Here is a 22,508-nt window from a genome sequence, read left to right on the forward strand (position 1 = left end):
CGGCTATAGGCGGGAACGGCCAAAGGCGGGGATGGCGGTGCGTATGATGATCGCGACGTCGCCGGCCAGCGTCCAGTTCGCCAGATATTCCGCATCCGTTTGTGCGCACAGGGCCGGCCGCGACATGTCGATGCCGCGCAACTGGGCAAGGCCCGTGATGCCCGGACGGCTCGAGAAGACCCCCAGCCGCTCGCGATGCGCGATCAGTTCGTCCTGGGTGGTGAGGCAGGGGCGGGGACCGACGAGCGACATGTCGCCCTTCGCCACGTTCCACAGTTGCGGCAGCTCATCGAGCTTGGTGCGGCGCAAGAAGCGGCCGACGCCCGTGATGGCGGTCTTTTGCGCTTCATGGGTGGGCACCGACGGCGTGTCGGCGCGCATGGTGCGCAGCTTGTAGCAGCGGAACGGCCTGCCGCCCCGGCCGACGCGCATCTGGCTGTATATGGCCGGGCCCTTCGAAGTGAGCCTGATGAGCAGGCCCATCGCCGCAATGACGGGCGCCGCCACGGCAAGGCCCGGCAGGGACAGCGCCAGGTCGAAAGCACGCTTGATCCTGTGGGCGCCGCTCCCGGAAGACAGTCCGGACATTTCACCCGCGCTCATGAAACGCCGCTTCCCCTGTCAAGCGGGCCGGCCGTACTGCGCCACCGGCGCCTCGTCTCCAGCGTCGGAGGCCGAGGAGGCGACGATGGCGACATCGCCTCCCTTTTCGAGATGCCCGAACAGGACCTGCCGCACCGCATCCTCGTCGCCGGTTTCAAGGGCTTCCCTCATCTGTGCGATCATGGCCGGAATACGCACCGCCTTCCCGTTCTGGGGATTGGCGCGAAGGATCTTGGGATGGCGCGTGGCGGTGACACCGGTCGGATCGTAAAAGAGCTCCTCGCTCAATTTCTCGCCATTGCGCATGCCGATCGTCTTGATCTCGATATCCCCGTCCGGATTGTCGTCGTCGCGGACGGTCAGGCCGGCGAGCATGATCATGTCCCTGGCCAGGTCGCGGATCCTGACCGGCTCGCCCATGTCGAGGAGGAGGATGTCGCCACTGTTCGACAGCGCGCCCGCCTGGACGATCAGCTCGGCCGCCTCGCGAACCGACATGAAATAGCGCGTCATCTTCTCATCCGTCAGGGTGACGGGACCGCCGGCCGCTATCTGCTCCTTGAACAAGGGCACCACAGAGCCGCTGGACCCGATGACATTGCCGAACCTGACCGAGGAGAAGACGCCCTGTTTTCCGCCCCTATCCGTCCTGTTGCCGTAGTGGCGGACGATCAGCTCGGCCCAGCGCTTGGTCGCGCCCATGACGCTTTTCGGCCGCACCGCCTTGTCCGAGGAGATCAGGACGAAGTTTTCGACATCGGCCGCGCAGGACTCCTTCACGAGATTCAGCGTGCCCAGAATATTGTTGCGCACGCCCTCGATCACATTCTGCTCGACGAGCGATACATGCTTATAGGCGGCGCAGTGATAGACCGTCTCGACGGAATGCTCGCGCAGGGTTCGCTTCACCAGCGCCTCGTCGGTGACCGAGCCGAGGACGGGAACGATGGCAAAGTCGCCGTAGCGCCGCAGCTCCCGCTCGATCTGGTAGAGGCCGAGCTCGTTCATCTCCAACAGCACGAGCTTGGCGGGCTTGGCCTGCGCGACGGTGCGGCAGACCGCCGAGCCGATGGACCCCGCCGCGCCGGAGATCAAGATGGTGCGCCCGGCAACGGTGGACCGCATCAGCTCCGGATCGGCCGGAACCGGAGAGCGGCCAAGCAGGTCGTCGATGTCGATGTCGCGGATATAGCTGACGATATACTTGCCCGAGGCCAGATCGGCGATCGGCGGGAGCACACGGATCTTGACCGGAAAACGGCCCAGGCTCGCCACCAGCTCGCGGCGCCGCCGCGAACTGGCCTGGTTGGTGGCGATGATGACCTCCGTCACGCCGAGATTGGGGATGAGTTCCTCGAGCCGATCCGTGGCGAAAACGCGAATGCCAAGAATGTCCATGCCCCGCAGCCCGGGGTCGTCGGACAGGAAGCCGACCACCCGGCGGTCCGGCGAGGCGTTCAGCGCCTCGACGAGATGCACGGCCGGATCGCCCGCCCCGTAAACGAGCACTTTCTGCTTGTCCGCCGCGCGCGGGACGCCGCTCCGCAGCAGCCATTTGACGGCGAAGCGGGTGCCGGCAACGGCGGCGATGCTGCCGACCCAGTAGAGCACAGCAATCGTCCGGGGAATGCCGGAGGCGCCGTAGGACAGCGTGAGAAACACGAGGCTGACCCAGATCAGCGTCGAGACGGTGACGGCCTGGACGATCGTCCAGATCGCCCGCTCACGCAGATAGCGCAGGACGGCGCGGTAAAGCCCCATATAGGCGAAGATCGGGATGGCGATCAGCGGCCCGGCGACGATGAACATCGCCTGTTCCATGTTCGGCACGAAAATGCGGTCGAACCGGATGCAGAACGAGACCCAGATGATGAACATCAGGCCAAGAAAATCAGCGGCAACCAGCATCAGGCGCTTCGTCCGCCGCGGACGGGCCTGAAGCCATTCACGGGCTCTGATCAACGTCATGGGCGGTCAGCAATCATCGGGCAGTCAACACTTGTTCTGCGTTCCGGAGGAGGCCGGCCGGTGCCGGCCGGATCCCCTCGACGGTTCCCGGCTCTATTAGCAGCAAACATTATTGAGGTCGAATAGCAAATGGTACCCTGCCGTAACAGGAGCGGAGGCAGGACGCAAAACCGGCATTTCGCCCTCCTGGACCGGCTCGACGCCGTTGCACTTCACCCGCAGAATCTCTATAGGGGCTTCGTCCGGCATCCGGCCTTCCGGACCGCCGGACGGAGTTGGGGCGTCGCCAAGCGGTAAGGCAGCGGCTTTTGGTGCCGCCATTCGCAGGTTCGAATCCTGCCGCCCCAGCCAGCCTTCGCTGGCAACCTCGACGAGCTTCGGTCGGATAAGCCAGCTACGGCGTTTTGGGAGCAAAGCAGGCGAAGGCCGTAACTCGAAGCGAGGAGGCGGATCAGATCGCAGTTGAATTCCTTCCGGGTTGACAAGCTGGATCATCTAAGCAGACGGAATCGGCCACGCGATTCCCATTTCACGAGGTCCGTGTCCTTCGGCGGCTCAAGTGTATAGTAGCTATATTCCGAAGCCTGCTCGAACCACTTATATTGCGCCCGTGTAAATCGCAGAAGCAGCAGGTTCTCGTAAATTTCGGTGTGAATCTGCTTTATGTTCGCGTTGCGAGCGAACGCGACCGACACAAATTCGACCATTCGGTAGCCAGCCCCAATCGTCCTTGCGCTGCCATCGGCCTCCCAAAGCTGCTGGCGCATGGCCGGGCCGTATGCGTCCCGAAGCGTTGGTGGGCAGCCCGACAAAGAAAGCAACCGCTGCGCGCTGCTGCTTGTCTTGACAAAAGTGCTACTTGGTAGCACTTTGCGTGGGAAAGGAGTGTGCTCATGACCGTCAAATCCTCTATCTCGCTGACCGACCGCCAAGACGCCTTCGTTCGCAGCCTTGTCGAAGAGGGACGGTATCCGAGCGTCAGTGCCGTGCTTCAGCAAGGTCTCGAATTGCTGCGTCTCAGGATGGAAGGCGAGGAGATCCAAGTTGAAGCGCTCAGAAATCTATTAGACGCACGTCGGGAGGGCTCGTTCGTTTCAGGCACAACGATGAAAGGCAGGATCGCAGCGATAGCCGACAAGAAGCGCCGCGCCCGTGACATATAAGGTCACGTTCTCGTCGGACGCGGAGCGTGATTTCGGACTCATCTTCGAATTTCTTCTTGAGAGCTACATCGATTTCGGCGAGGCGCTCGCATCGGCAATCGATCGCGCGGAAGAGCGTGTTCAGGCAATCCGCGCCGATATCGAGGACCTTGCCAAAGCGCCGCATCGCGGGTCACTGCATGAAGAAATCCTGCCCGGCCTTCGCCATCTAACCCTTGGCCGGGCCGTCGTCTGGTTCGATATCGTCGAAAAGAAAAACGATGTCCGGGTTCTCGCGGTCTTTTTCGGTGGCCAGGACCATCTACGGCACATGCTGGCCAGGCTTCTCGCATAGCGGTGGATTGCAGTGACTCGAGATCGAGAATCTCCCACCTGCCCGCATCGGAGCCGACAGATATTTGAGCCAGGTTAGATGGCCGTGCGTCCACTCGGACGCACGAAAGACGCTCTATCTCCTTGTTTTTCCGCATTTATGCGGACGCTAGGTGATTCCACCTGACTGCAAAATGCTATAGCCAGCTCAGCCGCCTTCGATCAGCCCTCTCAGCTCGTCCACCTTCTCCGTGAGCAAGGCCTTGTCGCCGCGGGTTTCCACGTTGAGCCTCAGGAGCGGTTCGGTGTTGGATGCGCGCAGGTTGAAGCGCCAGTTGTCGAAGGCCATGCCGAGGCCGTCGAGCGTCTCGAGCTCGGGGTTCAGCCGCTGGTAGTGCTCGGCCACCTTCTCGAGCACGCCCTTGGCGTCGTTGACGGTGAAGTTGATCTCGCCGGAGCACGGGAATTTGGCGATCCTTTCTTCCAGGACGTCGGCCAGCCTGGCGCCTGAGGCCGACAGTTCCGAGACGACGGCAAGCCACGCCAGCATGCCCGAATCGCAGTAGCTGAAATCCCGGAAATAGTGGTGCGCGCTCATCTCGCCGCCATAGATGGCGTTCTCCTCGCGCATCATCTGCTTGAAATAGGCGTGGCCCGTGCGGCACGGCTTGGCGACGCCGCCGGCCGCCTCGACCACGTCGATCGTGTTCCAGGTCAGTCGCGGATCGTAGAGGATGATGCCGCCCGGCGCCTTTTCCAGCATGTGCTTGGCGATCATGCCGACGAGGTAATAGCCCTCCACGAAGCGGCCGAGGTGATCATAGAGGAAGCAGCGGTCGAAATCGCCGTCCCAGGCGATGGCAAGGTCCGCGCCATGCTCGACGACGGCGCGGCTGGCTTTCTCGCGCTTTTCCGGAAGAAGAGGGTTCGGTATGCCGTTGGGCAGACGGGGATCGGGCTCATGATCGACCTTTATGAAGGTGAAGGGCAGGTGCCGTTCCAGAAGGTCGATCACCGGGCCGGCGCAGCCATTGCCGGCGTGGCAGACGATCTTCAGCGGCTTGAGGTCTTGTCCGGCCACTTCCGCCAGAAGCCGCTCGATATAGGCCTCGCGGTCGCATGTTTCGTGAAGCACGCCGCGCTCGGCGTAGCTGCTGGCGGTTTCGAAAAGCCTGTCCGAGCGCAACAGCTTCTCGATGGCGTTGAAGGCGTTGTCGGGCGTTGCGGCGGCCGCGCCCTTCAGCACCATCTTGATGCCGTTGTAGTCGATCGGATTGTGGCTCGCCGTCACCATCAGGCCGGCATCCGCGCCGGAGCGTGCGGTATGGAAATAGACCTCTTCGGTGCCGCACTGGCCGACCGGGAGCACGTCCACGCCGCTGTCGAGAAAGCCCTGGGCCAGCGCCTGCGCCAGCGCCGGGCTGTCGAGGCGCATGTCGTGCCCCAGAACGACCGATTTGGTGCCGAGCGAGGCCTTCGTCGCCTGGGCAAAACGATAGGCGAAGGGAACGTTGAGTTCCTGTGGAATTTGGCCGCGAACGTCATACGCCTTGAAAGGAGCGCCCATGCCTGTCCTTCTCCTGAGTTGGAAATGCGGCCGATCGCGGCCGCCGGATGCCCTGTACTATCCCTTCTGTTAGATGTGAAATCATGGCAAAGCAAATCACGGCGCTTCTTCGCCGATCACCGGCTGTGACAATGCGGCCGACAGATTGAACGTTCCCCCATGTTGCGAAAATTCCCCGGCCCGCCTATTCAGCGGTCTGTGTTCGAAGGCCCCGGCAACGCGCCGCAAGGTAGGAAGCCAAATGCAGTTCATCGATCTCGGCGCGCAGCGTGAGCGCATCCAGGGCAGGCTGGAGAAGCGTCTGGCCAAGGTGCTGGCCGAAGGCCGCTATATATTGGGACCGGAAGTCGCCGAATTGGAGCAGCAGCTGGCCGAGCATATCGGCGTCCGGCACGCGGTGGCCTGCGCCAACGGCACCGACGCGCTGCTGATCCCCTTGAGGGCCATGGGCATCGGCCCCGGCGATGCCGTCTTCTGCCCCAGCTTCACCTTCGCCGCGACGGCGGAAGTGGTTGCCCTTGCGGGCGCTTCGCCGGTCTTCGTCGACATCGACCCCGACACCTACAACATCGATACGGAAAGCCTGGAAGCGGCCATCCGCCATGTGCGCGAGGAGACGGCGCTTACGCCGAGGGCGATCATCCCGGTCGACCTGTTCGGCCTTGCCGCGGATTATCAGACGATCTCGCGCATTGCGGCGCGGGAGGAGCTTTTCGTCATCGAGGACGCCGCGCAGGCGACGGGCGGTTCCTCCGGCAATACGATGTGCGGCGCGTTCGGCGACGTGGCGGGCACCAGCTTCTATCCCGCCAAGCCGCTGGGCTGCTACGGCGACGGCGGCGCGATGTTCACCAATGACGACGATCTTGCCGAGAAGCTGCGGTCCATCGCCTTTCACGGCAAGGGCAAGAGCCAGTACGACAATGTGCGCATCGGCCTGAATTCACGCCTGGATACGATCCAGGCCGCCATCCTGATCGAGAAGCTGGGCCTGCTGGCCGAGGAAATGGACCTGCGCCAGGCCGTGGCCGACCGCTACGCCGAGGGGCTTGGGGACCTGGTCAAGGTGCCGCGCATCGCCGCGGGCAACCGTTCGGCATGGGCGCAATACGCCATCGAGACGCCGGAGCGGGACGCCGTGCGGGCGCACCTTTCCGAGAAGGGGATTCCCTCGGTGGTCTATTACGAGCGGCCGCTGCATGTGCAGGAAGCCTACAGCGCCTATCCGCGGACGCCGACGGGCCTGCCCGTTTCGGAGGGCCTGCCGGAGCGCATTCTCTGCCTGCCCATGCACCCCTATCTGACGCATTCGGACCAGGACCGGGTCATCGAAGCGGTGCGCGAGGGCGTCAGGCGGGCAGCGGAGTAGCGGCGGACGGTGGAGCGCGGCGAAACAACTTTCCGCCGCCGCTCCAAAAGACGCAAATAACGCTTACCCAGCGGCCCAACCTTGGTTTCGGTCTCCTTGAGGGTGGTACGCCCTGAATGTACTTTCGCTCCGTATCAAAGCGCGGATGCTGGCGTCAGCGCGCGCACAGGTGGAGTATGAGATGCCGGCGACCCTATCGCACCTTCAGCGGCTCGAAGCCGAGGCGATCCACATCATGCGGGAGGTGGCGGCGACCTTTTCCAAGCCGGTGATGCTTTATTCGATCGGCAAGGATTCCTCGGTGCTGCTTCATCTGGCGATGAAGGCCTTCTATCCGGCCAAGCCGCCCTTTCCCATCCTGCACGTGGACACGACCTGGAAGTTCCGCGAGATGATCGACTTCCGCGACCGCATGGCGCGCGAGCTCGGCTTCGATCTTCTGGTTCACATCAACGAGGACGGCGTGCGCGAGGGCATCGGCCCCTTCAGCCACGGCTCCAATGTCCACACCCATGTGATGAAGACGGTGGCGCTGCGCCAGGCGCTGGACAAGCACGGCTTCGACGCGGCCTTTGGCGGCGCCCGCCGGGACGAGGAGAAGTCGCGCGCCAAGGAGCGCATCTTCTCCTTCCGCACCAAGACGCATGGCTGGGATCCCAAGAACCAGCGCCCGGAGATGTGGAAGACCTACAACACGCGCGTCGCGCAAGGGGAATCGATCCGCGTGTTTCCGCTGTCCAACTGGACCGAGCTCGACATCTGGCAGTACATCCTGCAGGAGGACATTCCGATCGTCCCGCTCTATTTCGCCAAGAAGCGCCCCGTGGTGGAGCGCGGCGGCATGACCATCATGGTAGACGATGACCGGATGGAGCTCTTGCCGGGCGAGAGGATCGAAGAGCGCATGGTGCGCTTTCGCACGCTCGGCTGTTATCCGCTGACCGGCGCGATCGAATCGTCCGCCGATACGCTCGAGGCCATTGTCGCCGAGATGCTGACGGCGCGCACTTCGGAGCGCCAGGGCAGGGCCATCGACAAGGACGAGGCGGGCTCCATGGAGAAGAAGAAGCGCGAGGGGTATTTCTGAGGTGCTGGACGTAACCGAAACCATTCCCCTCGAGGCCGATGCCGGGGGCATCCGCGATTATCTGGCGCTGCAGGAGAACAAGACGCTCCTACGGTTCCTGACCTGCGGTTCCGTCGACGACGGCAAATCGACCCTGATCGGGCGGCTGCTTTACGACACGAAGCTGATCTTCGAGGACCAGCTTGCCGCGCTTGAGAAGGATTCGAAAAAGCACGGCACCACCGGCGAGGATATCGACCTGGCGCTTCTGGTCGACGGGCTGGAGGCCGAGCGCGAGCAGGGCATCACCATCGATGTCGCCTACCGCTTCTTCGCCACGCCCAAGCGCAAATTCATCGTCGCCGACACGCCCGGCCATGAGCAGTACACGCGCAACATGGCCACGGGCGCCTCCACCGCGGATGTCGCCGTCGTGCTGGTCGACGCGCGCCAGGGCATCCTGCCGCAGACGCGCCGGCACTCGATCATTGCCTCGCTGCTCGGCATCCGGCACGTCGTGCTGGCCGTCAACAAGATCGACCTGGTGGATTTCGACGAGGCGGTGTTCGCCGGCATCGTGGCCGACTACCGGGCTTTCGCGAAGGATCTGGGCTTCGCCACCATCCAGCCCATCCCGATGTCGGCCCGCTATGGCGACAATGTCACCCGGGCTTCCGCCAACACGCCTTGGTATACCGGCCAGTCGCTGATCGGCTATCTGGAAACGCTGGACGTGGAGAGCGACCTTCGCGACAAGCCGTTCCGCTTTCCCGTGCAGTATGTGAACCGGCCGAACCTGAACTTCCGGGGCTTTGCCGGCACGGTCGCCTCGGGCGAGATCGGGGTGGGCGATGCGGTCGTCGTGGCCAAGTCCGGCAAGCCGTCGCGGGTCAAGCGCATCGCCACCTATGACGGCGACCGCGAGCGGGCGGGCGAGGGCGAAGCCGTCACCCTGGTGCTCGAGGACGAGATCGAGGTCTCGCGCGGCAACATGCTGGTGGCGCCCGACGCGCGGCCCCATGTCGCCGACCAGCTGGCGGCCAATGTGGTGTGGTTCGACGAGCATCCGCTGATGCCGGGGCGCATGTATATTCTGCGCACTGAGACGGACGAGGTCAGCGCCACGGTCAGCCATCTCAAGCACCGGGTGAACATCCACAATTTCGCCCATGAGGCGGCCAAGTGCCTCGACCTGAACGAGGTCGGCGTGTGCAATTTCTCGCTGCAGGCACCGATCGCCTTCGACACCTTCGCGGAAAACCGCACCACCGGCTCCTTCGTGCTGATCGACCGCCTGACCAATGCCACGGTCGGCGCCGGCATGATCCTGCACCCCTTGCGCCGGGCGGCCAATATCCACTGGCAGGCGCTGGACGTGACCAAGGCGTCGCGGGCCGAGCAGAAGCACCAGAAGCCGGCGGTCCTGTGGTTCACCGGGCTTTCGGGCTCCGGCAAGTCGACCATCGCCAACCTTCTGGAAAAGAAGCTGCACGCGAGCGGCCGGCACACCTACATCCTCGACGGCGACAATGTGCGCCATGGGCTGAACCGCGATCTCGGCTTCACCGAGGAGGATCGGGTGGAAAATATCCGCCGCGTCTCCGAGGTCGCCAGGCTGATGGCGGATGCGGGGCTGATCGTCCTTGTCTCCTTCATCTCTCCGTTCCGGGCCGAACGGCGCATGGCCCGCGACATGATGCCGGAGGGCGAGTTCGTCGAGGTGTTCGTCGACACGCCTTTCGAGGAATGTGCAAAGCGCGATCCAAAGGGGCTCTATGCAAGAGCGCTCAAGGGCGAGATCAAGAACTTCACGGGCGTCGATTCCCCCTATGAGGAACCGGAGCGGGCGGATATCCATCTGCGCACCGTCGGCCGGGAACCGGAAGAGCTCGCCGACGAACTGGAAGCCTGGCTGCGGGAGAAGGGCTATTGCTGACCATGCCGAAGGCGGCTGCCCCGGGTGACGAGACCGCCCTGCTGAGCCTGTTCGAGGAACTCGCCGTTGAGGCCGGCGCGGCGATCATGCGCCACTACGAGGCCGGCGTCGCGGTCGAGGAAAAGGCCGACGCATCGCCGGTGACCGAAGCGGACCGCGAGGCCGAGGCGATCATCCTCGCCGGGCTGGCGCGGCTGCCGGTCGGCACCCCTTGCGTCTCGGAGGAGGCGGCATCGGGCGGCGTGATACCGGTATGCGGCGATGGCGGCTTCCTGCTGGTCGACCCGCTGGACGGCACGCGCGAATTCATCAACCGCCGGCCGGACTTCACGGTGAACATCGCGCTCGTGCGCGCTGGCGCGCCGGTGCTCGGCGTGGTCTACGCGCCCGCGCAGGGGTTGCTTTATGCCGGCCATCCGGGCGCCGCGTTCGAAGCCCGCTGCCGTGACGGCAAGACGCTGACGGACCGCCGGCCGATCCGCACTGAGACCATGCGACAGCCGCCCCGTATCGTCGCCAGCCGCTCGCACCTGACGCCGGAAACCGGGGCGTTCATCGCCCGCCATCCGGGCGCCGAGACCGTCTCGGTCGGCTCGTCGCTCAAATTCTGCATCATCGCCCGTGGCGACGCCGACCTTTATCCGCGCTTCGGCCCCACCATGCAGTGGGATACGGCCGCGGGCGACGCCATCCTGCGCGCCGCCGGCGGCCGAACGCTCAACCTCGACGGCAGCCCGCTCACCTACGGGCCGAAGGGCGCCGACGGCATCGAAGCCTTTGCGAGTTCGTTCTTTGTCGCCGAGGGGGCGGGAAGCCGGCCCGACTGAAAGGGCCATCGCTGGAATCTGGCCTTTTCAGGTGATCAGGCGGCCGCGCTCACATCGAACTCGAAATGGATGGTGTCATAGGGGAATTCGACTCCCCTTTGGGTGCGGTCGATAACGCCTGTATTGACGAGCAAAGTCACATCCCGGTGCACGGCCTGCACATCGCGCTTGACCCGGCGCGCGACTTCCCGGATCGACAAGGGCCCCTGCCCAGCCAGCGTCTTGACTATCGCGAGGCGGGAGGGTGCCAAGACCTTGTGCATGTCCTCATAGCTGGCAAAATTCAGCGTGGAGGTGACCTCGGCGGCCTTGCCCGCGAGGGCGCGTTCTCCAGCCTCGACAAAACGAGCTTTGACATCGGCCATGGTACTCAGGCGCACGGTCAGCGTGTTCATTGGAGTATCCTTTCCATGTCGGCGTGGAAGGCGTCAAATAGGGCCTCCAAGCGAGGTAAATTCGATAGGTTCCTCGCAATTCCCCAGGTGCCGGTGATCGCCCTTGCCGCGCTCGTTGTCGTAGCGCAGGACACATTCGTTGTTGATCACCAGCGCCAGCCTGTATTTGAACGGATGTTCGCTACCGGGGGCCGGGGCGGGCAGGAGCCACAAGACGACCTCGAAGAAGGCTGTGTCATTGATCACGGTCCGCGATTTCTCAATCAGCTCAGCCTTCATGCTGTTATTACTAACAACACTCAGTCGGCGTTGTCAATGATAACAACGCTTGCTGGCACCTTGAAAGAAACGGACGCTCAGCGCCCGCCGAGTTCGTCGCGGCGCGGCGGGTTGGCGCCGGCGCGCGATACGGTGACGGCGGCGACGCGGGTCGCGAAGGACAGCGCCTCGCGCACGGCCCGCCCGTCGAGCGCGGCAAGGTGATCCTTGGTCAGCCTGCCGGCCTCGTCGAGCCAGGCGAGGATGGCGGCATTGAAGGAATCGCCGGCGCCGACCGTATCCACCACATCGACCTTCAAGGCAGGCTCGAACACCGAGCCGCCGTTCCAGAAGCCGTGCGCGCCTTCGCCGCCCCTTGTGACGATCACCAGCTTTGCGCCATGGGACAGATATGCCCGCGCGGCTGCTTCCGCCCCGTCGAACCCGCCCAGCCAGGTCAGATCCTCCTCGGAAATCTTGACGATGTCCGCCAGGCCCATCATGCGCCGCATCCGGCTCCGGTGGGCTTCCCCGTCGGCGATGAAGGCGGGGCGGATATTGGGGTCGAGCATCGTGACGCGGCTGGTGGCCGCCCGCTCCATCATCGTCTCATAGGTGCTCCCGCAAGGCTCGCTCACCAGGCTGATGCCGCCGAAGAGCAGGGCCGGCACGTCGTCGCCCAGCGCCGGCAGGTCGGCGGGCGTGAGCATGCGCCCGGCGGAGTTCTCGTCGTAGAAATGATAGCTTGCCTGCCCGCCGGACAGGCTGACGAAGGCGAGCGTGGTGGGCCGGTCGCTGATCCGTGCGGGGGAAATGTCGACCCCGCTCTCCTCAAGGCTCCGGCAGAGCTGCCGGCCGAACAGATCGCGCGAAAGGCCAGAGAAGAAGCCGGTGGGAACGCCGAGCCGGGCAAGGGCGATGGCGGTGTTGAAGACCGAGCCGCCGGGATAGGGCACGAAGCCGGTTTCGCCGCCCTCCGTCTTTCGCGGCAACATGTCGATCAGCGCTTCTCCGCAACACAGGATCATGCGGCTTCCTTTCAAAACAAGAGCGGTGTCAGAGCGAATGTGCGGGACTTGACGGCGCCCCCACCAGGAAGCGCTCGGCCAGAGGCAGGCTGGCGCCGCCCAGCGCGCGCGCATGCTTGCCGACCGTTCCCTCCCGCACATCGGGAAGGCTGAGCCCCTCGGAGTCCTTGGTCTGCAGGAACCGCCTCGTGCGGCGGACGATCTCCGAGCGCACGGAAAGAGGCATCCAGCCCTCGATGATGGATTCTTCGAAGTCGATTACCGCGGCCGCCGCGATGATCGCGTCGGCCAGCCCTTCGGCAGCGCCCTCGATCCAGCGTTCCAGGTCCTCGCCGAGATCGCCCCAATCGTCGGGCGCGGTCCACAGATGCTGGGCTTCGCGTCCGCGGGCGACCAGCGCCTTCTCGAGCACGCTTATCGAAGCGACGTCGATGAGCTGCCGGGTCCTGCCGCCGGGGCCGGGCACCGGCATCGACCCCAGCGCGCCGGCATTGCCGGTGCGGCCGCCGAACAGGCGTCCCCCGAGCGCGATCCCGCCGCCGACGAACGCGCCGATGTAGAAATAGATGAAGTCGCATTGCTTGAGCGGCGTGCCGAACACCAGCTCGGCGCCGCATGCCGAGGTCGCGTCGTTCTGCAGATAGACGGGGAAGGGGCATCGGGCGGAGAGTTCACGGCGCATGTCGATCTCGCGCCAGCCGTCCATGGCGCCTGCCGGAGCGCCCGCCGCATCGGCCCAGTTCCACAATTCGAAGGGCATCGCGACGCCGAGGCCTCCGATGCGGTCCCACACGGCGCGGTCCTCGGCCTGGCGAAGCTGCGCGATGTCGTCCATCACGAAAGCGATGGTCTCTTCGGGCGTCGGCCAGGCATAGGAGTGCTGGCGCATCCGCCGGATCGTGCCGCGAAAATCGATCAGCACGAGCTCGGAACTGCGCCGGCCGATCTTGAGGCCGAAGAAATAGGCGCCGTCGGGGTTAAGGCTCATCGGGATCGACGGCTGGCCGACCTTGCCGCGCTGCGGGCTGCCGCGAATCAGCAGCGCGTCGGCCTCCAGGCCGCGCATGATCACCGACACCGTCTGCGCCGACAGGCCGGTCATGCGGGCGATCTCGGTCTTGGCCATGCTTCCGTGCTGACGCAGCAGGGACATCACCAGGCGCTCGTTGAAGTCGCGCATGCCGCTCTGGTTCGTCCCCAGATTCTGCCGCCCCGGATTCTGCCGGGGGGAACCTGGACTATCGCCGTTCCGTGTCGAGCCGCCTTCCACGCCCTCATCTCCTCCAGAGCCTTTCCGATTCTGATCGATCAAAATCGCGGCTCAACTCGTTTATGGTCGGGTTTCCGAACCGTATGGGTCTGCCGGCTTGTCCTGGAAGCCCTCCCGTGCCGCCTCCCGCATGAAGAATGCCCTTTGCAAAAGGGGCCTGTCAATAAATAAATAAGAGTGATTTATCTATTGACAGGCGTTCCCGCTTTTTGTTTTGTTGAATGACGCTGACGGGCTGGCCGTATGGCGTGTTGGTGCGCCTGCGGGCGTCATCGAGATTTTTCGGGAGGATTTACCGTGAACAAACATTCGTTGCTCAAGACCACCGCACTCAAGACAGCCGCACTGGCGATCGCCGGCGCAGGCTTTCTCGGGCTGGCGCAGCCGGCATCCGCGCAGGAGGTCGGCGCATGCCTCATCACCAAGACCGACATCAATCCCTTCTTCGTCAAGATGAAGGAGGGCGCGCGCGCCAAGGCTGAAGAACTCGGCGTCAACCTGTCCACCTATGCGGGCAAGGTCGACGGCGACCACGAGACCCAGGTGCAGGCCATCGAAACCTGCATCGCCTCCGGCGCCAAGGGCATTCTGATAACGGCTTCCGACACCAAGGCCATCGTTCCCGTCGTCAAGAAGGCGCGGGATGCGGGGCTGCTGGTCATCGCGCTCGACACGCCGCTCGAGCCCATCGATGCCGCCGACGCGACCTTCGCCACGGACAATTTCAAGGCCGGCGAGCTGATCGGCGAGTGGGCGGCCAAGACGCTCGGCGAGGAAGCGGCCAACGCCAAGATCGCCATGCTCGACCTGACGCCGAGCCAGCCGTCGGTCGACGTGCTGCGCGACCAGGGCTTCATGACCGGCTTCGGCATCGACACGAAGGATCCGAACGTGATCGGCGACGAGGACGATCCGCGCATCGTCGGCCACGACATCACCAACGGCAACGAGGAGGGCGGCCGCAAGGCGATGGAGAACCTTCTCCAGCGCGATCCCGACATCAACGTCGTCTACACGATCAACGAACCCGCCGCCGCCGGCGCCTATGAAGCGCTTTCTTCATTCGGCAAGACCGAAGGCGTTCTGGTTGTTTCGATCGACGGCGGCTGCCCCGGCGTGCAGAACGTGAAGGAAGGCGTCATCGGCGCGACGGCGCAGCAATATCCGCTGCTGATGGCGTCGCTTGGGGTCGAGGCCATCGCCAAGTTCGCGGAAACCGGCGAGGTGCCGGAGCCGAGCCCGGGTCTCGACTTCTTCAACACCGGCGTGACGCTGGTCACCGACCAGCCGGTGGAAGGGCTGGAGTCGATCGGCACCGACGAGGGCCTCGAGCGCTGCTGGGGCTGAGGCAGGCCGACCTGTCATCGAAACGCTCGCGGGACGGCACCTTGTCGTCCCGCGGCCTTGCTCCCTGGGACCTGCTCCCTTGGGATCGGCGGCAGGCAAAATAGATTCGATCTCCGGCGGGATTCACGCGTAGAATTCGTTGTGGCACCGGTGGCGGCTTCCCGCCGCCCGGCTGACCCACCGGCGCGAGCGCCGGCGGAATGACGGGAGGAATGATGATGAGCGATGCGGATGCGGCGCGCCGCAAGCAGGACTTCGAGGACGGCCTGGGCGGCAGCGACGCGCAAGTGGCCGCCTTCGAGGGCCATGAGAGGAACTTCGTCGACCGCCTGCAGCATTTCCTGCACGCCAACCCGACGATGGTGCCGGTCATCGTGCTGGTGCTGAGCGTCGCCGCCTTCGGCGTGATTGCCGGCGGCAATTTCTTCAGCGCGTTCAACCTGTCGCTGATCATGCAGCAGGTGTCGATCATCGGCATTCTTGCCGCGGCCCAGAGCCTCGTCATCCTGACCGCCGGCATCGACCTTTCGGTCGGCGCGAACATGGTGCTGGTCTCGGTCATCATGGGCAATCTCGCGGTCAATATGGGCGTGCCAGCGCCCTTGGCGATAGGCATCGGCTTTTGCTGCGGGGCGCTGGCCGGCATGCTCAACGGCTTCTTCGTCACGCGCGTGAAGCTGCCGCCATTCATCGTGACGCTCGGCACCTGGAACATCTTCTTCGCCCTCAATCTGTGGCTTTCCGGCGCCCAGTCGATCCGCAGCCAGGACATCGACGCCGCCGCGCCGCTGCTCAAATTCTTCGGCGAAAGCATCCGCATCGGCGGTGCGCAGTTCACGTTCGGCTCCATCTTGATGGTGATGATCTTCGCCGTGCTCTGGTACGTGCTCAACCGCACGGCCTGGGGCAGGCATGTCTACGCGGTGGGCGACGACAAGGAAGCGGCCGAGCTTGCCGGCATCCGCACCGACCGCACGCTCGTGCAGGTCTATGCGGTGGCCGGCCTCGTCTGCGCCATCGGCGCCTGGGCGGCCATCGGCCGCGTCGGCTCGGTCTCCCCGCAAAGCTTCCAGGAAGCGAACCTGCAGTCCATCACCGCCGTGGTGATCGGCGGCATATCGCTGTTCGGCGGGCGCGGCTCGATCATCGGGCCGCTGGTCGGCGCGCTGATCGTCGGCGTGTTCAATTCGGGACTGCGGCTCGCCGGCGTCGACGTGCTCTGGCAGGTCTTCGCCATTGGCTGGCTGACGATCATCGCCGTTGCGATGGATCAATGGATCAGAAAGGTGTCGGCATGACCAACCTTCAACCCGTGGCCCAACCCGTGCTCACCGGCCGCGGCCTGGTCAAACGCTATGGCCGGGTCGTCGCCCTCGACAATGCCAATTTCGATCTTTATCCCGGCGAAGTGCTGGCGGTGATCGGCGACAACGGCGCCGGCAAGACCACCCTCATCAAGGCGATTTCGGGCGCGATCCGTCCCGACGAGGGCGAAATCAGGCTGGACGGCAAGCCGGTCAGCTTCCGCTCGCCGCTGGAGGCCCGCGAACACGGCATCGAGACCGTCTACCAGACGCTCGCCCTTTCGCCGGCTCTGTCCATCGCCGACAACATGTTCCTGGGCCGCGAACTGCGCAAGCCCGGATTCATGGGGCGCTGGTTCCGGGCGCTGGACCGCGAGGCGATGGAACGGCAGGCGCGCGAGAAGCTCAGCGATCTCGGCCTCATGACCATCCAGAATATCGGCCAGGCGGTGGAAACGCTGTCGGGCGGCCAGCGGCAGGGCGTGGCGGTGGCCCGCGCCGCCGCCTTCGGCTCTAAGGTCATCGTCATGGACGAGCCGACCGCGGCGCTCGGCGTGAAGGAATCGCGCCGCGTGCTGGAACTGATCCAGGACGTGAAGGCGCGCGGCATGCCGATCGTGCTCATCTCGCACAACATGCCCCATGTGTTCGAGGTGGCCGACCGCATCCATGTCCACAGGCTCGGCCGCAGGCTCTGCGTGATCGACCCGAAGGACTACACGATGTCGGACGCGGTGGCCTTCATGACGGGAGCCAAGGAGCCGCCTGCCGAGGCCATGGCGGCGTAATTCTGCAGTCGCGGTTTTCAGTCCGGGATCATCTGGATGGCCGCTCGTCAACTCTCCGCGCCGCCGCGCGCCAGCTCCGTCGTGACCAGCGCGTGAAGCCGGGCGGCGAGCGGCGACAGCGCCCGGCTCTTCAGCGACAGAAGATGGTACGGCGTGACGACGATCGGCGTGTCCACGGGCAGGCGCGCCAGCCCGAGGCCGCCATTGTTGCCGCCGAGCAGTTCGGCGACCTCGCGGGAGAGCGGGGCGATGGCGTCGGAGGTCACCAGCAGCGCGATCATCGCCAGGAGCGAGGTGGTGTTGATGATGTTCTGCGGCAGCGGCGCCGCAGCTTCCATGAAGGCCGTTTCGACGGCTGCCCGCAGGGGCGTGCCGAGCGTCTGCATCACCCATTCATAGTGGCTCAACGCATGGAGGGACAAGGACGGGACGGCCGCCAGCGGGTGGTCTTTGCGCACGAGCAGTTCGACGACCTCGCCGCGTCCGCGCGCGATGGTGAAATGGCGGGGATCGTAGGGGCGGGGAATGCGGCCGAGGACGAAATCGAAATTGCCCGCTGACAATTCCCGTATCAGCGCATCGCTGGGGGCGACGTCGATATGCACGTCGGCATGGGGCGAGCCCGCCTTGAGCTTCTGGATGGCCGGCATCACATAGCCGACCGCCGCGCCGGTGACGGCGCCGACCCTCACCCGGCCGCCCTTGCCGAGCTTGAACTCGTCGATCTCCTGCATGGTGTCGCGCACCTGGCTCAAGAGCGTGTCGGCGTGGCGCGCGATGAGCTGGCCGAGATCGGTCAGCTCCATTCCCTTTGCGTGCCGCTCGAAGAGCTTGGCGCCGACGATCGCCTCGATCTGGGTCATCATCCGCGACGCCGCCGGCTGCGTCATGCCAAGCATGGAAGCGGCGATGCTAAGCTGGCCGTGTTCGGCGACCGCCGCGATGAGGCGGAAATGGGTGAGCTTGAGCCTGGCGGTGGCGTCGATGAGCATCCGGGCTGATTATACCAATATTGGCATGCAGTTAAGCGAAAAATGAATTTGATTGGTATGCACCACCTCCCTAGTCTCAATGACGGATCGGGGAGATCCGTTCACTCAAGAGACTTTGCCTGACCGCGGCCGAAGAACCGTGCTGGAGGGCTTGGGAGGAAAGCAATGCGAAAACTTACAGCGATTTTCACGTCGCTTGCGCTGGGTGCTGCCATGTTTGCAGGCACCGCGCAGGCACAGGACAAGGGTTATGTCGGCATCGCCATGCCCACGAAGTCCTCCGCGCGCTGGATCTCGGACGGTGAGTCCATGGTCAAGCAGTTCAATGAGGCCGGCTACGAGACCGATCTGCAATATGCCGAGGACGACATCCCGAACCAGCTCGCGCAGATCGAGAACATGATCACCAAGGGCGTCGACGTGCTCGTCATCGCCGCCATCGACGGCACGACGCTTTCCAATGCGCTCGAGAACGCCAATGCGGCGGACATCAAGGTCATCGCCTACGACCGGCTCATCCGCGACAGCCCCCATGTCGACTACTACGCCACCTTCGACAATTTCCAGGTCGGCGTGCAGCAGGCGAGCTCGCTCGTCGAGGGCCTGAAGGAGCGCTTCCCCGACCAGAAGCCGTGGAACGTGGAACTGTTCGGCGGCTCGCCCGACGACAACAATGCCTACTTCTTCTACGATGGCGGCATGTCCGTGCTCCAGCCGCTGATCGATTCCGGCGACATCGAGATCGTTTCCGGTCAGCAGGGCATGGACACGGTCGGCACGCTGCGCTGGGACGGCGCGGTCGCCCAGTCGCGCATGGACAACCTCCTGTCCGCCTACTACACGGACAAGCAGGTGCACGGCGTTCTGTCGCCTTATGACGGCCTGTCCATCGGCATCCTTTCCTCCCTCAAGGGCGTGGGCTACGGCTCGGGCGATCTCAAGATGCCCATCGTCACCGGCCAGGACGCCGAGATTCCTTCTGTCAAGTCCATCCTCGCGGGCGAGCAGTACTCGACCATCTTCAAGGACACCCGCGAGCTGGCCGGAGTCACCGTCGGCATGGTCGATGCCCTCTTGCAGGGCGGCGAGCCGGAGATCAACGACACCGAGACCTATGACAACGGCGTCAAGGTCGTTCCGTCCTACCTGCTCGAGCCTGTGCTGGTCGATGCCGACAATTGGGAAGAAGTCCTGATCGGCAGCGGCTACTACGAGATGGACCAGATCAAGTAGCAACGAGGCCGGCAGAAAGGTTCGCCCTTCGGGCGGACCGGGCCGGGGCGGCGCGCCCACGGGGGCGGGCGCGCCAGCTAACCCGGCGATCGGGGATGCTCCGCCCGTCCACACCGTTCAGGTGGGCCGATGCGTAGATTCAGCAATTGGCAGCGGCCTTTGCGCGCCCCAGGGGACGCGCGGCGCTGTATGTGAAAAAGCGGAACGCTTTCGATGGAACCCATTCTGGAGATGCGCGGCATCACCAAGGTCTTCCCCGGCGTGAAGGCCCTGGACGATGTGAATCTCAGGGTCGCACCCGGCGAAATCCACGCGCTGGTGGGCGAAAACGGCGCCGGCAAATCGACGCTGATGAAGGTCCTGAGCGGCGTCTACCCGCACGGCACCTATGAGGGCGACATCGAGTTCGACGGCAAGCCCGTCTCCTTTTCCGGCATCTCCGACAGCGAAGAGGTCGGCATCATCATCATTCACCAGGAACTGGCCCTGGTGCCGCTGCTGTCGATCGCCGAGAACATCTTTCTCGGCAACGAGGTCGCGACCGCCGGCGTCATCGACTGGCCGGAGACGAATTCCCGCACCGACGAACTGTTGAGGAAAGTCGGACTTCGGGAACGGTCTTCCACGCTGGTCGACAAGCTGGGCGTCGGCAAGCAGCAGCTCGTCGAGATCGCCAAGGCGCTGTCGAAGAAGGTCAAGCTGCTCATTCTGGACGAGCCCACCGCTTCGCTCCAGGAAAACGACAGCCAGAAGCTTCTCGATCTGCTGCTGGAGTTCAAGGCGCAGGGCATCGCCTCGATCCTCATCTCGCACAAGCTCAACGAGGTGAGCCGCGTGGCCGATTCCATCACCGTCCTGCGCGACGGGCAGACGGTTTCGACGCTCGACTGCCACGCCGAGAAGATCAGCGAAGAGCGCATCATCCGCGACATGGTGGGCCGCGACATGGCGCACCGCTATCCCGACCGGACGCCGAACATCGGCGAGACCTTGCTGGAGGTCTCGGACTGGAACGTCACCCATCCCGATCATTCCGACCGGCAGGTGATCCGGAACGTCTCCTTCAAGGTGGCGGCCGGCGAGGTGGTCGGCATCGCGGGGCTCATGGGGTCGGGCCGCACGGAGCTTGCCATGAGCATCTTCGGCCGCTCCTACGGCAACAGTATCAGAGGTTCGGTAAAGCTGCGCGGCAAGGAGGTCGACGTTTCCACGGTCGGCCGCGCCATCGACAGCGGCTTGGCCTATGTGACCGAGGACCGCAAGGCGCTCGGCCTGATCCTCGAAGAGGACATCCTGCGCAACACGACGCTGGCTAATCTGGCGCGCGTCTCGAGCAACGGCGTCATCAACGACGCCGAGGAGCGCAAGGTCGCCGAGAGCTACCGCAAGGCGCTTGGCATTCGCACGCCCAGCGTCTTCCAGAAGGTGATGAACCTTTCGGGCGGCAACCAGCAGAAGGTCGTGCTGTCGAAATGGCTTTTCGCCGAACCGGAAGTGCTGATCCTCGACGAGCCGACGCGGGGCATCGATGTCGGCGCCAAGTTCGAAATCTACACGATCATCAACGAGCTGGCAGCACAGGGCAAGGGCGTCGTGATGATCTCGTCGGAGATGCCCGAACTGCTCGGCATGTGCGACCGCATCTATGTGATGAACGAAGGGCGGCTGGTCGGCGAGCTCAACGGGCGCGAGGCGACCCAGGAAAAGATCATGTCGATGATCGTGAGGTCGTGAGGATGGCCACGGAAGAAGAACAAGACGGAACGTCCCTTGTGCGTCCGGATGGACGCACCGGGCTTAACAACAGGACAGAGCGTCCTTTGCGCGTCCGGATGGACGCACGGCGCTCTGGAGCCGCGGCAAGGCAGAAAAGGCGGGTTCGAACCCGGGGGAGAAAAGAATGGAAGGCGCTGCAACCTCTATCGGCGGCTATCTGAAAAACCATCTGCGCGACTACGGCATGCTGGTCGCGCTCGTGGTGATCATGGGCTTCTTTCAGGTCGTGACCGATGGAACGCTGATGCGGCCGGTCAACCTGACCAATCTGATCCTGCAGAACAGCTACATCGTCATCATGGCGCTGGGCATGCTGCTGGTCATCGTCGCCGGTCATATCGACCTGTCGGTGGGCTCGGTCGTCGGCTTCATCGGCGGGCTGGCCGCCGTCATGATGGTCAATTGGGACCTGCCGAGCTTCGTCGTCATTCCGGCCTGTCTTGCGACCGGCATCCTGATCGGCGCGGCACAGGGCTACTGGATCGCCTATTGGCGCATTCCGTCCTTCATCGTCACCCTGGCCGGCATGCTCGTTTTTCGCGGCCTGACGCTGTGGCTGCTCGAGGGGCAGTCGGTCGGCCCGTTCCCGCGCGAGTTCCAGCTTTTGAGCACCGGTTTCGTCGTCGATATATTCGGTACGGCAAAGCCGAACATCACCGCGCTTCTCCTGGGCGCGCTGACGGCCGGCAGCATCGTCTATCTGGCCGTGCGCAGCCGCCGCCGCAACACCGAGTACGGCATCGAGGACGAGCCTTTCCCTTTCTTCCTGGCCAAGAACGGGCTGGTCGCCTTCGCGATCCTCTACCTGTCCTATCTGCTGTCGACCTATCGCGGCTTCCCGAACGTGCTCATCACCATGGCGGTGCTGACGGCGGCCTATACGTTCCTGACCAACTCGACCACGCTTGGCCGGCGCATCTATGCGCTGGGCGGCAACGAGAAGGCGGCGAAGCTGTCCGGCATCAAGACCGAGAGGCTGACCTTCCTCACCTTCGCCAATATGGGCATGCTGGCCGCCCTTGCCGGGCTGATCTTCGCCGCGCGCCTCAATACGGCGACGCCCAAGGCGGGCGTGGCCTTCGAACTGGACGTGATCGCCGCCGTCTTCATCGGCGGTGCGTCGATGTCGGGCGGCGTCGGCAAGATCGTCGGCGCGGTGGTGGGCGCCTTCATCATGGGCGTGATGAACAACGGCATGTCGATCGTCGGCATCGGCATCGACTATCAGCAGGTCATCAAGGGGCTGGTGCTGCTCGCGGCCGTTATCTTCGACGTCTACAACAAGAACAAATCCAGCTGACGAGGC

19 protein-coding genes, 1 tRNA gene and 1 pseudogene are annotated in these 22,508 nt (G+C 64.3%); 13 read left to right on the top strand and 8 right to left on the bottom strand.

The features are described 5' to 3' along the window. Nucleotides 1–3 precede the first annotated feature (3 nt). Both NTH_RS16440 and NTH_RS16445 read right to left on the bottom strand, forming a co-directional pair. Nucleotides 4–603 (bottom strand): sugar transferase, encoded by a 600-nt coding sequence (locus tag NTH_RS16440; protein ID WP_338531026.1) that lies wholly within the window; start codon nt 601–603, stop codon nt 4–6. A gap of 18 nt (nt 604–621) precedes the next feature. Next, the gene (locus NTH_RS16445; RefSeq protein WP_338531027.1) at nt 622–2,571 is read right to left on the bottom strand and encodes a nucleoside-diphosphate sugar epimerase/dehydratase; all 1,950 of its coding nucleotides are present in this window, start codon (nt 2,569–2,571) and stop codon (nt 622–624) included. Between the two features lie 276 nt (nt 2,572–2,847). Here NTH_RS16445 and NTH_RS16450 point away from each other — a divergent pair. From NTH_RS16450 to NTH_RS16460, 3 genes are all read left to right on the top strand, one after another. Further along, a tRNA-Gln gene (locus NTH_RS16450) sits at nt 2,848–2,922 on the top strand. A 542-nt stretch (nt 2,923–3,464) separates the two neighbouring features. After that, nucleotides 3,465–3,734 (top strand): type II toxin-antitoxin system ParD family antitoxin, encoded by a 270-nt coding sequence (locus tag NTH_RS16455; protein WP_338531028.1) that lies wholly within the window; start codon nt 3,465–3,467, stop codon nt 3,732–3,734. Beyond that, a complete protein-coding gene (locus NTH_RS16460; RefSeq protein ID WP_338531029.1) occupies nt 3,724–4,068 on the top strand; it encodes a type II toxin-antitoxin system RelE/ParE family toxin in 345 nt (114 codons plus the stop codon). The genes NTH_RS16455 and NTH_RS16460 overlap by 11 nt, the downstream gene beginning before the upstream one ends. Nucleotides 4,069–4,254: 186 nt before the next feature. Here the strand turns inward: NTH_RS16460 and NTH_RS16465 are convergent, their stop codons facing one another. After that, entirely contained in the window at nt 4,255–5,613 is a 1,359-nt protein-coding gene (locus NTH_RS16465) for a phosphomannomutase (protein ID WP_338531030.1), read from the bottom strand. Between the two features lie 241 nt (nt 5,614–5,854). Here NTH_RS16465 and NTH_RS16470 point away from each other — a divergent pair, with 241 nt between their 5' ends. The 4 genes from NTH_RS16470 to cysQ all read left to right on the top strand — a co-directional run bounded on the left by NTH_RS16470 (nt 5,855) and on the right by cysQ (nt 10,811). Then, complete coding sequence (locus NTH_RS16470; RefSeq protein WP_338531031.1) at nt 5,855–6,982, top strand: DegT/DnrJ/EryC1/StrS family aminotransferase; 1,128 nt, start codon at nt 5,855–5,857, stop codon at nt 6,980–6,982. Between the two features lie 181 nt (nt 6,983–7,163). Continuing rightward, complete coding sequence (gene cysD, locus NTH_RS16475; protein WP_422392408.1) at nt 7,164–8,069, top strand: sulfate adenylyltransferase subunit CysD; 906 nt, start codon at nt 7,164–7,166, stop codon at nt 8,067–8,069. 1 nt (nt 8,070) lies between these two features. Continuing rightward, entirely contained in the window at nt 8,071–9,984 is a 1,914-nt protein-coding gene (gene cysN / locus NTH_RS16480) for a sulfate adenylyltransferase subunit CysN (RefSeq protein ID WP_338531033.1), read from the top strand. A 2-nt stretch (nt 9,985–9,986) separates the two neighbouring features. Next, a complete protein-coding gene (gene cysQ / locus NTH_RS16485; protein ID WP_338531944.1) occupies nt 9,987–10,811 on the top strand; it encodes a 3'(2'),5'-bisphosphate nucleotidase CysQ in 825 nt (274 codons plus the stop codon). A gap of 35 nt (nt 10,812–10,846) precedes the next feature. Here cysQ and NTH_RS16490 read toward each other — a convergent pair whose 3' ends face one another. From NTH_RS16490 to NTH_RS16505, 4 genes and pseudogenes are all read right to left on the bottom strand, one after another. Beyond that, nucleotides 10,847–11,206 carry a transcriptional regulator gene (locus NTH_RS16490; RefSeq protein ID WP_338531034.1) on the bottom strand — a complete coding sequence of 120 codons (360 nt, stop codon included), beginning with the start codon at nt 11,204–11,206 and terminating at the stop codon, nt 10,847–10,849. Further along, nucleotides 11,203–11,485: pseudogene (locus tag NTH_RS16495) on the bottom strand (toxin-antitoxin system TumE family protein). The gene NTH_RS16490 and the pseudogene NTH_RS16495 overlap by 4 nt, the downstream one beginning before the upstream one ends. A 77-nt stretch (nt 11,486–11,562) precedes the next feature. Then, complete coding sequence (locus tag NTH_RS16500; RefSeq protein WP_338531035.1) at nt 11,563–12,492, bottom strand: carbohydrate kinase family protein; 930 nt, start codon at nt 12,490–12,492, stop codon at nt 11,563–11,565. Between the two features lie 28 nt (nt 12,493–12,520). Next, nucleotides 12,521–13,672 (bottom strand): ROK family transcriptional regulator, encoded by a 1,152-nt coding sequence (locus NTH_RS16505; protein WP_338531036.1) that lies wholly within the window; start codon nt 13,670–13,672, stop codon nt 12,521–12,523. Nucleotides 13,673–14,074: 402 nt separating this feature from the next. Here NTH_RS16505 and NTH_RS16510 point away from each other — a divergent pair, with 402 nt between their 5' ends. The 3 genes from NTH_RS16510 to NTH_RS16520 all read left to right on the top strand — a co-directional run bounded on the left by NTH_RS16510 (nt 14,075) and on the right by NTH_RS16520 (nt 17,201). Further along, nucleotides 14,075–15,109 carry a sugar ABC transporter substrate-binding protein gene (locus NTH_RS16510; protein WP_422392443.1) on the top strand — a complete coding sequence of 345 codons (1,035 nt, stop codon included), beginning with the start codon at nt 14,075–14,077 and terminating at the stop codon, nt 15,107–15,109. A 218-nt stretch (nt 15,110–15,327) separates the two neighbouring features. Continuing rightward, nucleotides 15,328–16,407 carry an ABC transporter permease gene (locus NTH_RS16515; protein WP_338531037.1) on the top strand — a complete coding sequence of 360 codons (1,080 nt, stop codon included), beginning with the start codon at nt 15,328–15,330 and terminating at the stop codon, nt 16,405–16,407. Then, nucleotides 16,383–17,201: an ATP-binding cassette domain-containing protein gene (locus NTH_RS16520; protein WP_338531038.1), complete on the top strand. Its 819-nt coding sequence runs from the start codon at nt 16,383–16,385 to the stop codon at nt 17,199–17,201. The genes NTH_RS16515 and NTH_RS16520 overlap by 25 nt, the downstream gene beginning before the upstream one ends. Nucleotides 17,202–17,248: 47 nt before the next feature. Here the strand turns inward: NTH_RS16520 and NTH_RS16525 are convergent, their stop codons facing one another. Next, a complete protein-coding gene (locus NTH_RS16525; protein WP_338531039.1) occupies nt 17,249–18,193 on the bottom strand; it encodes a LysR family transcriptional regulator in 945 nt (314 codons plus the stop codon). Between the two features lie 165 nt (nt 18,194–18,358). On the opposite strand from NTH_RS16525, the gene chvE reads away from it, so the two are divergent. The 3 genes from chvE to mmsB all read left to right on the top strand — a co-directional run bounded on the left by chvE (nt 18,359) and on the right by mmsB (nt 22,502). Next, nucleotides 18,359–19,426: a multiple monosaccharide ABC transporter substrate-binding protein gene (gene chvE / locus NTH_RS16530; protein WP_338531040.1), complete on the top strand. Its 1,068-nt coding sequence runs from the start codon at nt 18,359–18,361 to the stop codon at nt 19,424–19,426. Nucleotides 19,427–19,639: 213 nt separating this feature from the next. Continuing rightward, nucleotides 19,640–21,160 carry a multiple monosaccharide ABC transporter ATP-binding protein gene (gene mmsA / locus NTH_RS16535; protein WP_338531041.1) on the top strand — a complete coding sequence of 507 codons (1,521 nt, stop codon included), beginning with the start codon at nt 19,640–19,642 and terminating at the stop codon, nt 21,158–21,160. Nucleotides 21,161–21,326: 166 nt separating this feature from the next. After that, entirely contained in the window at nt 21,327–22,502 is a 1,176-nt protein-coding gene (gene mmsB, locus NTH_RS16540) for a multiple monosaccharide ABC transporter permease (RefSeq protein ID WP_338531042.1), read from the top strand. The last annotated feature ends 6 nt before the right edge of the window (nt 22,503–22,508 follow it).

Source organism: Nitratireductor thuwali (genome assembly GCF_036621415.1).
GTDB classification, from domain to species: domain Bacteria; phylum Pseudomonadota; class Alphaproteobacteria; order Rhizobiales; family Rhizobiaceae; genus Chelativorans; species Chelativorans thuwali.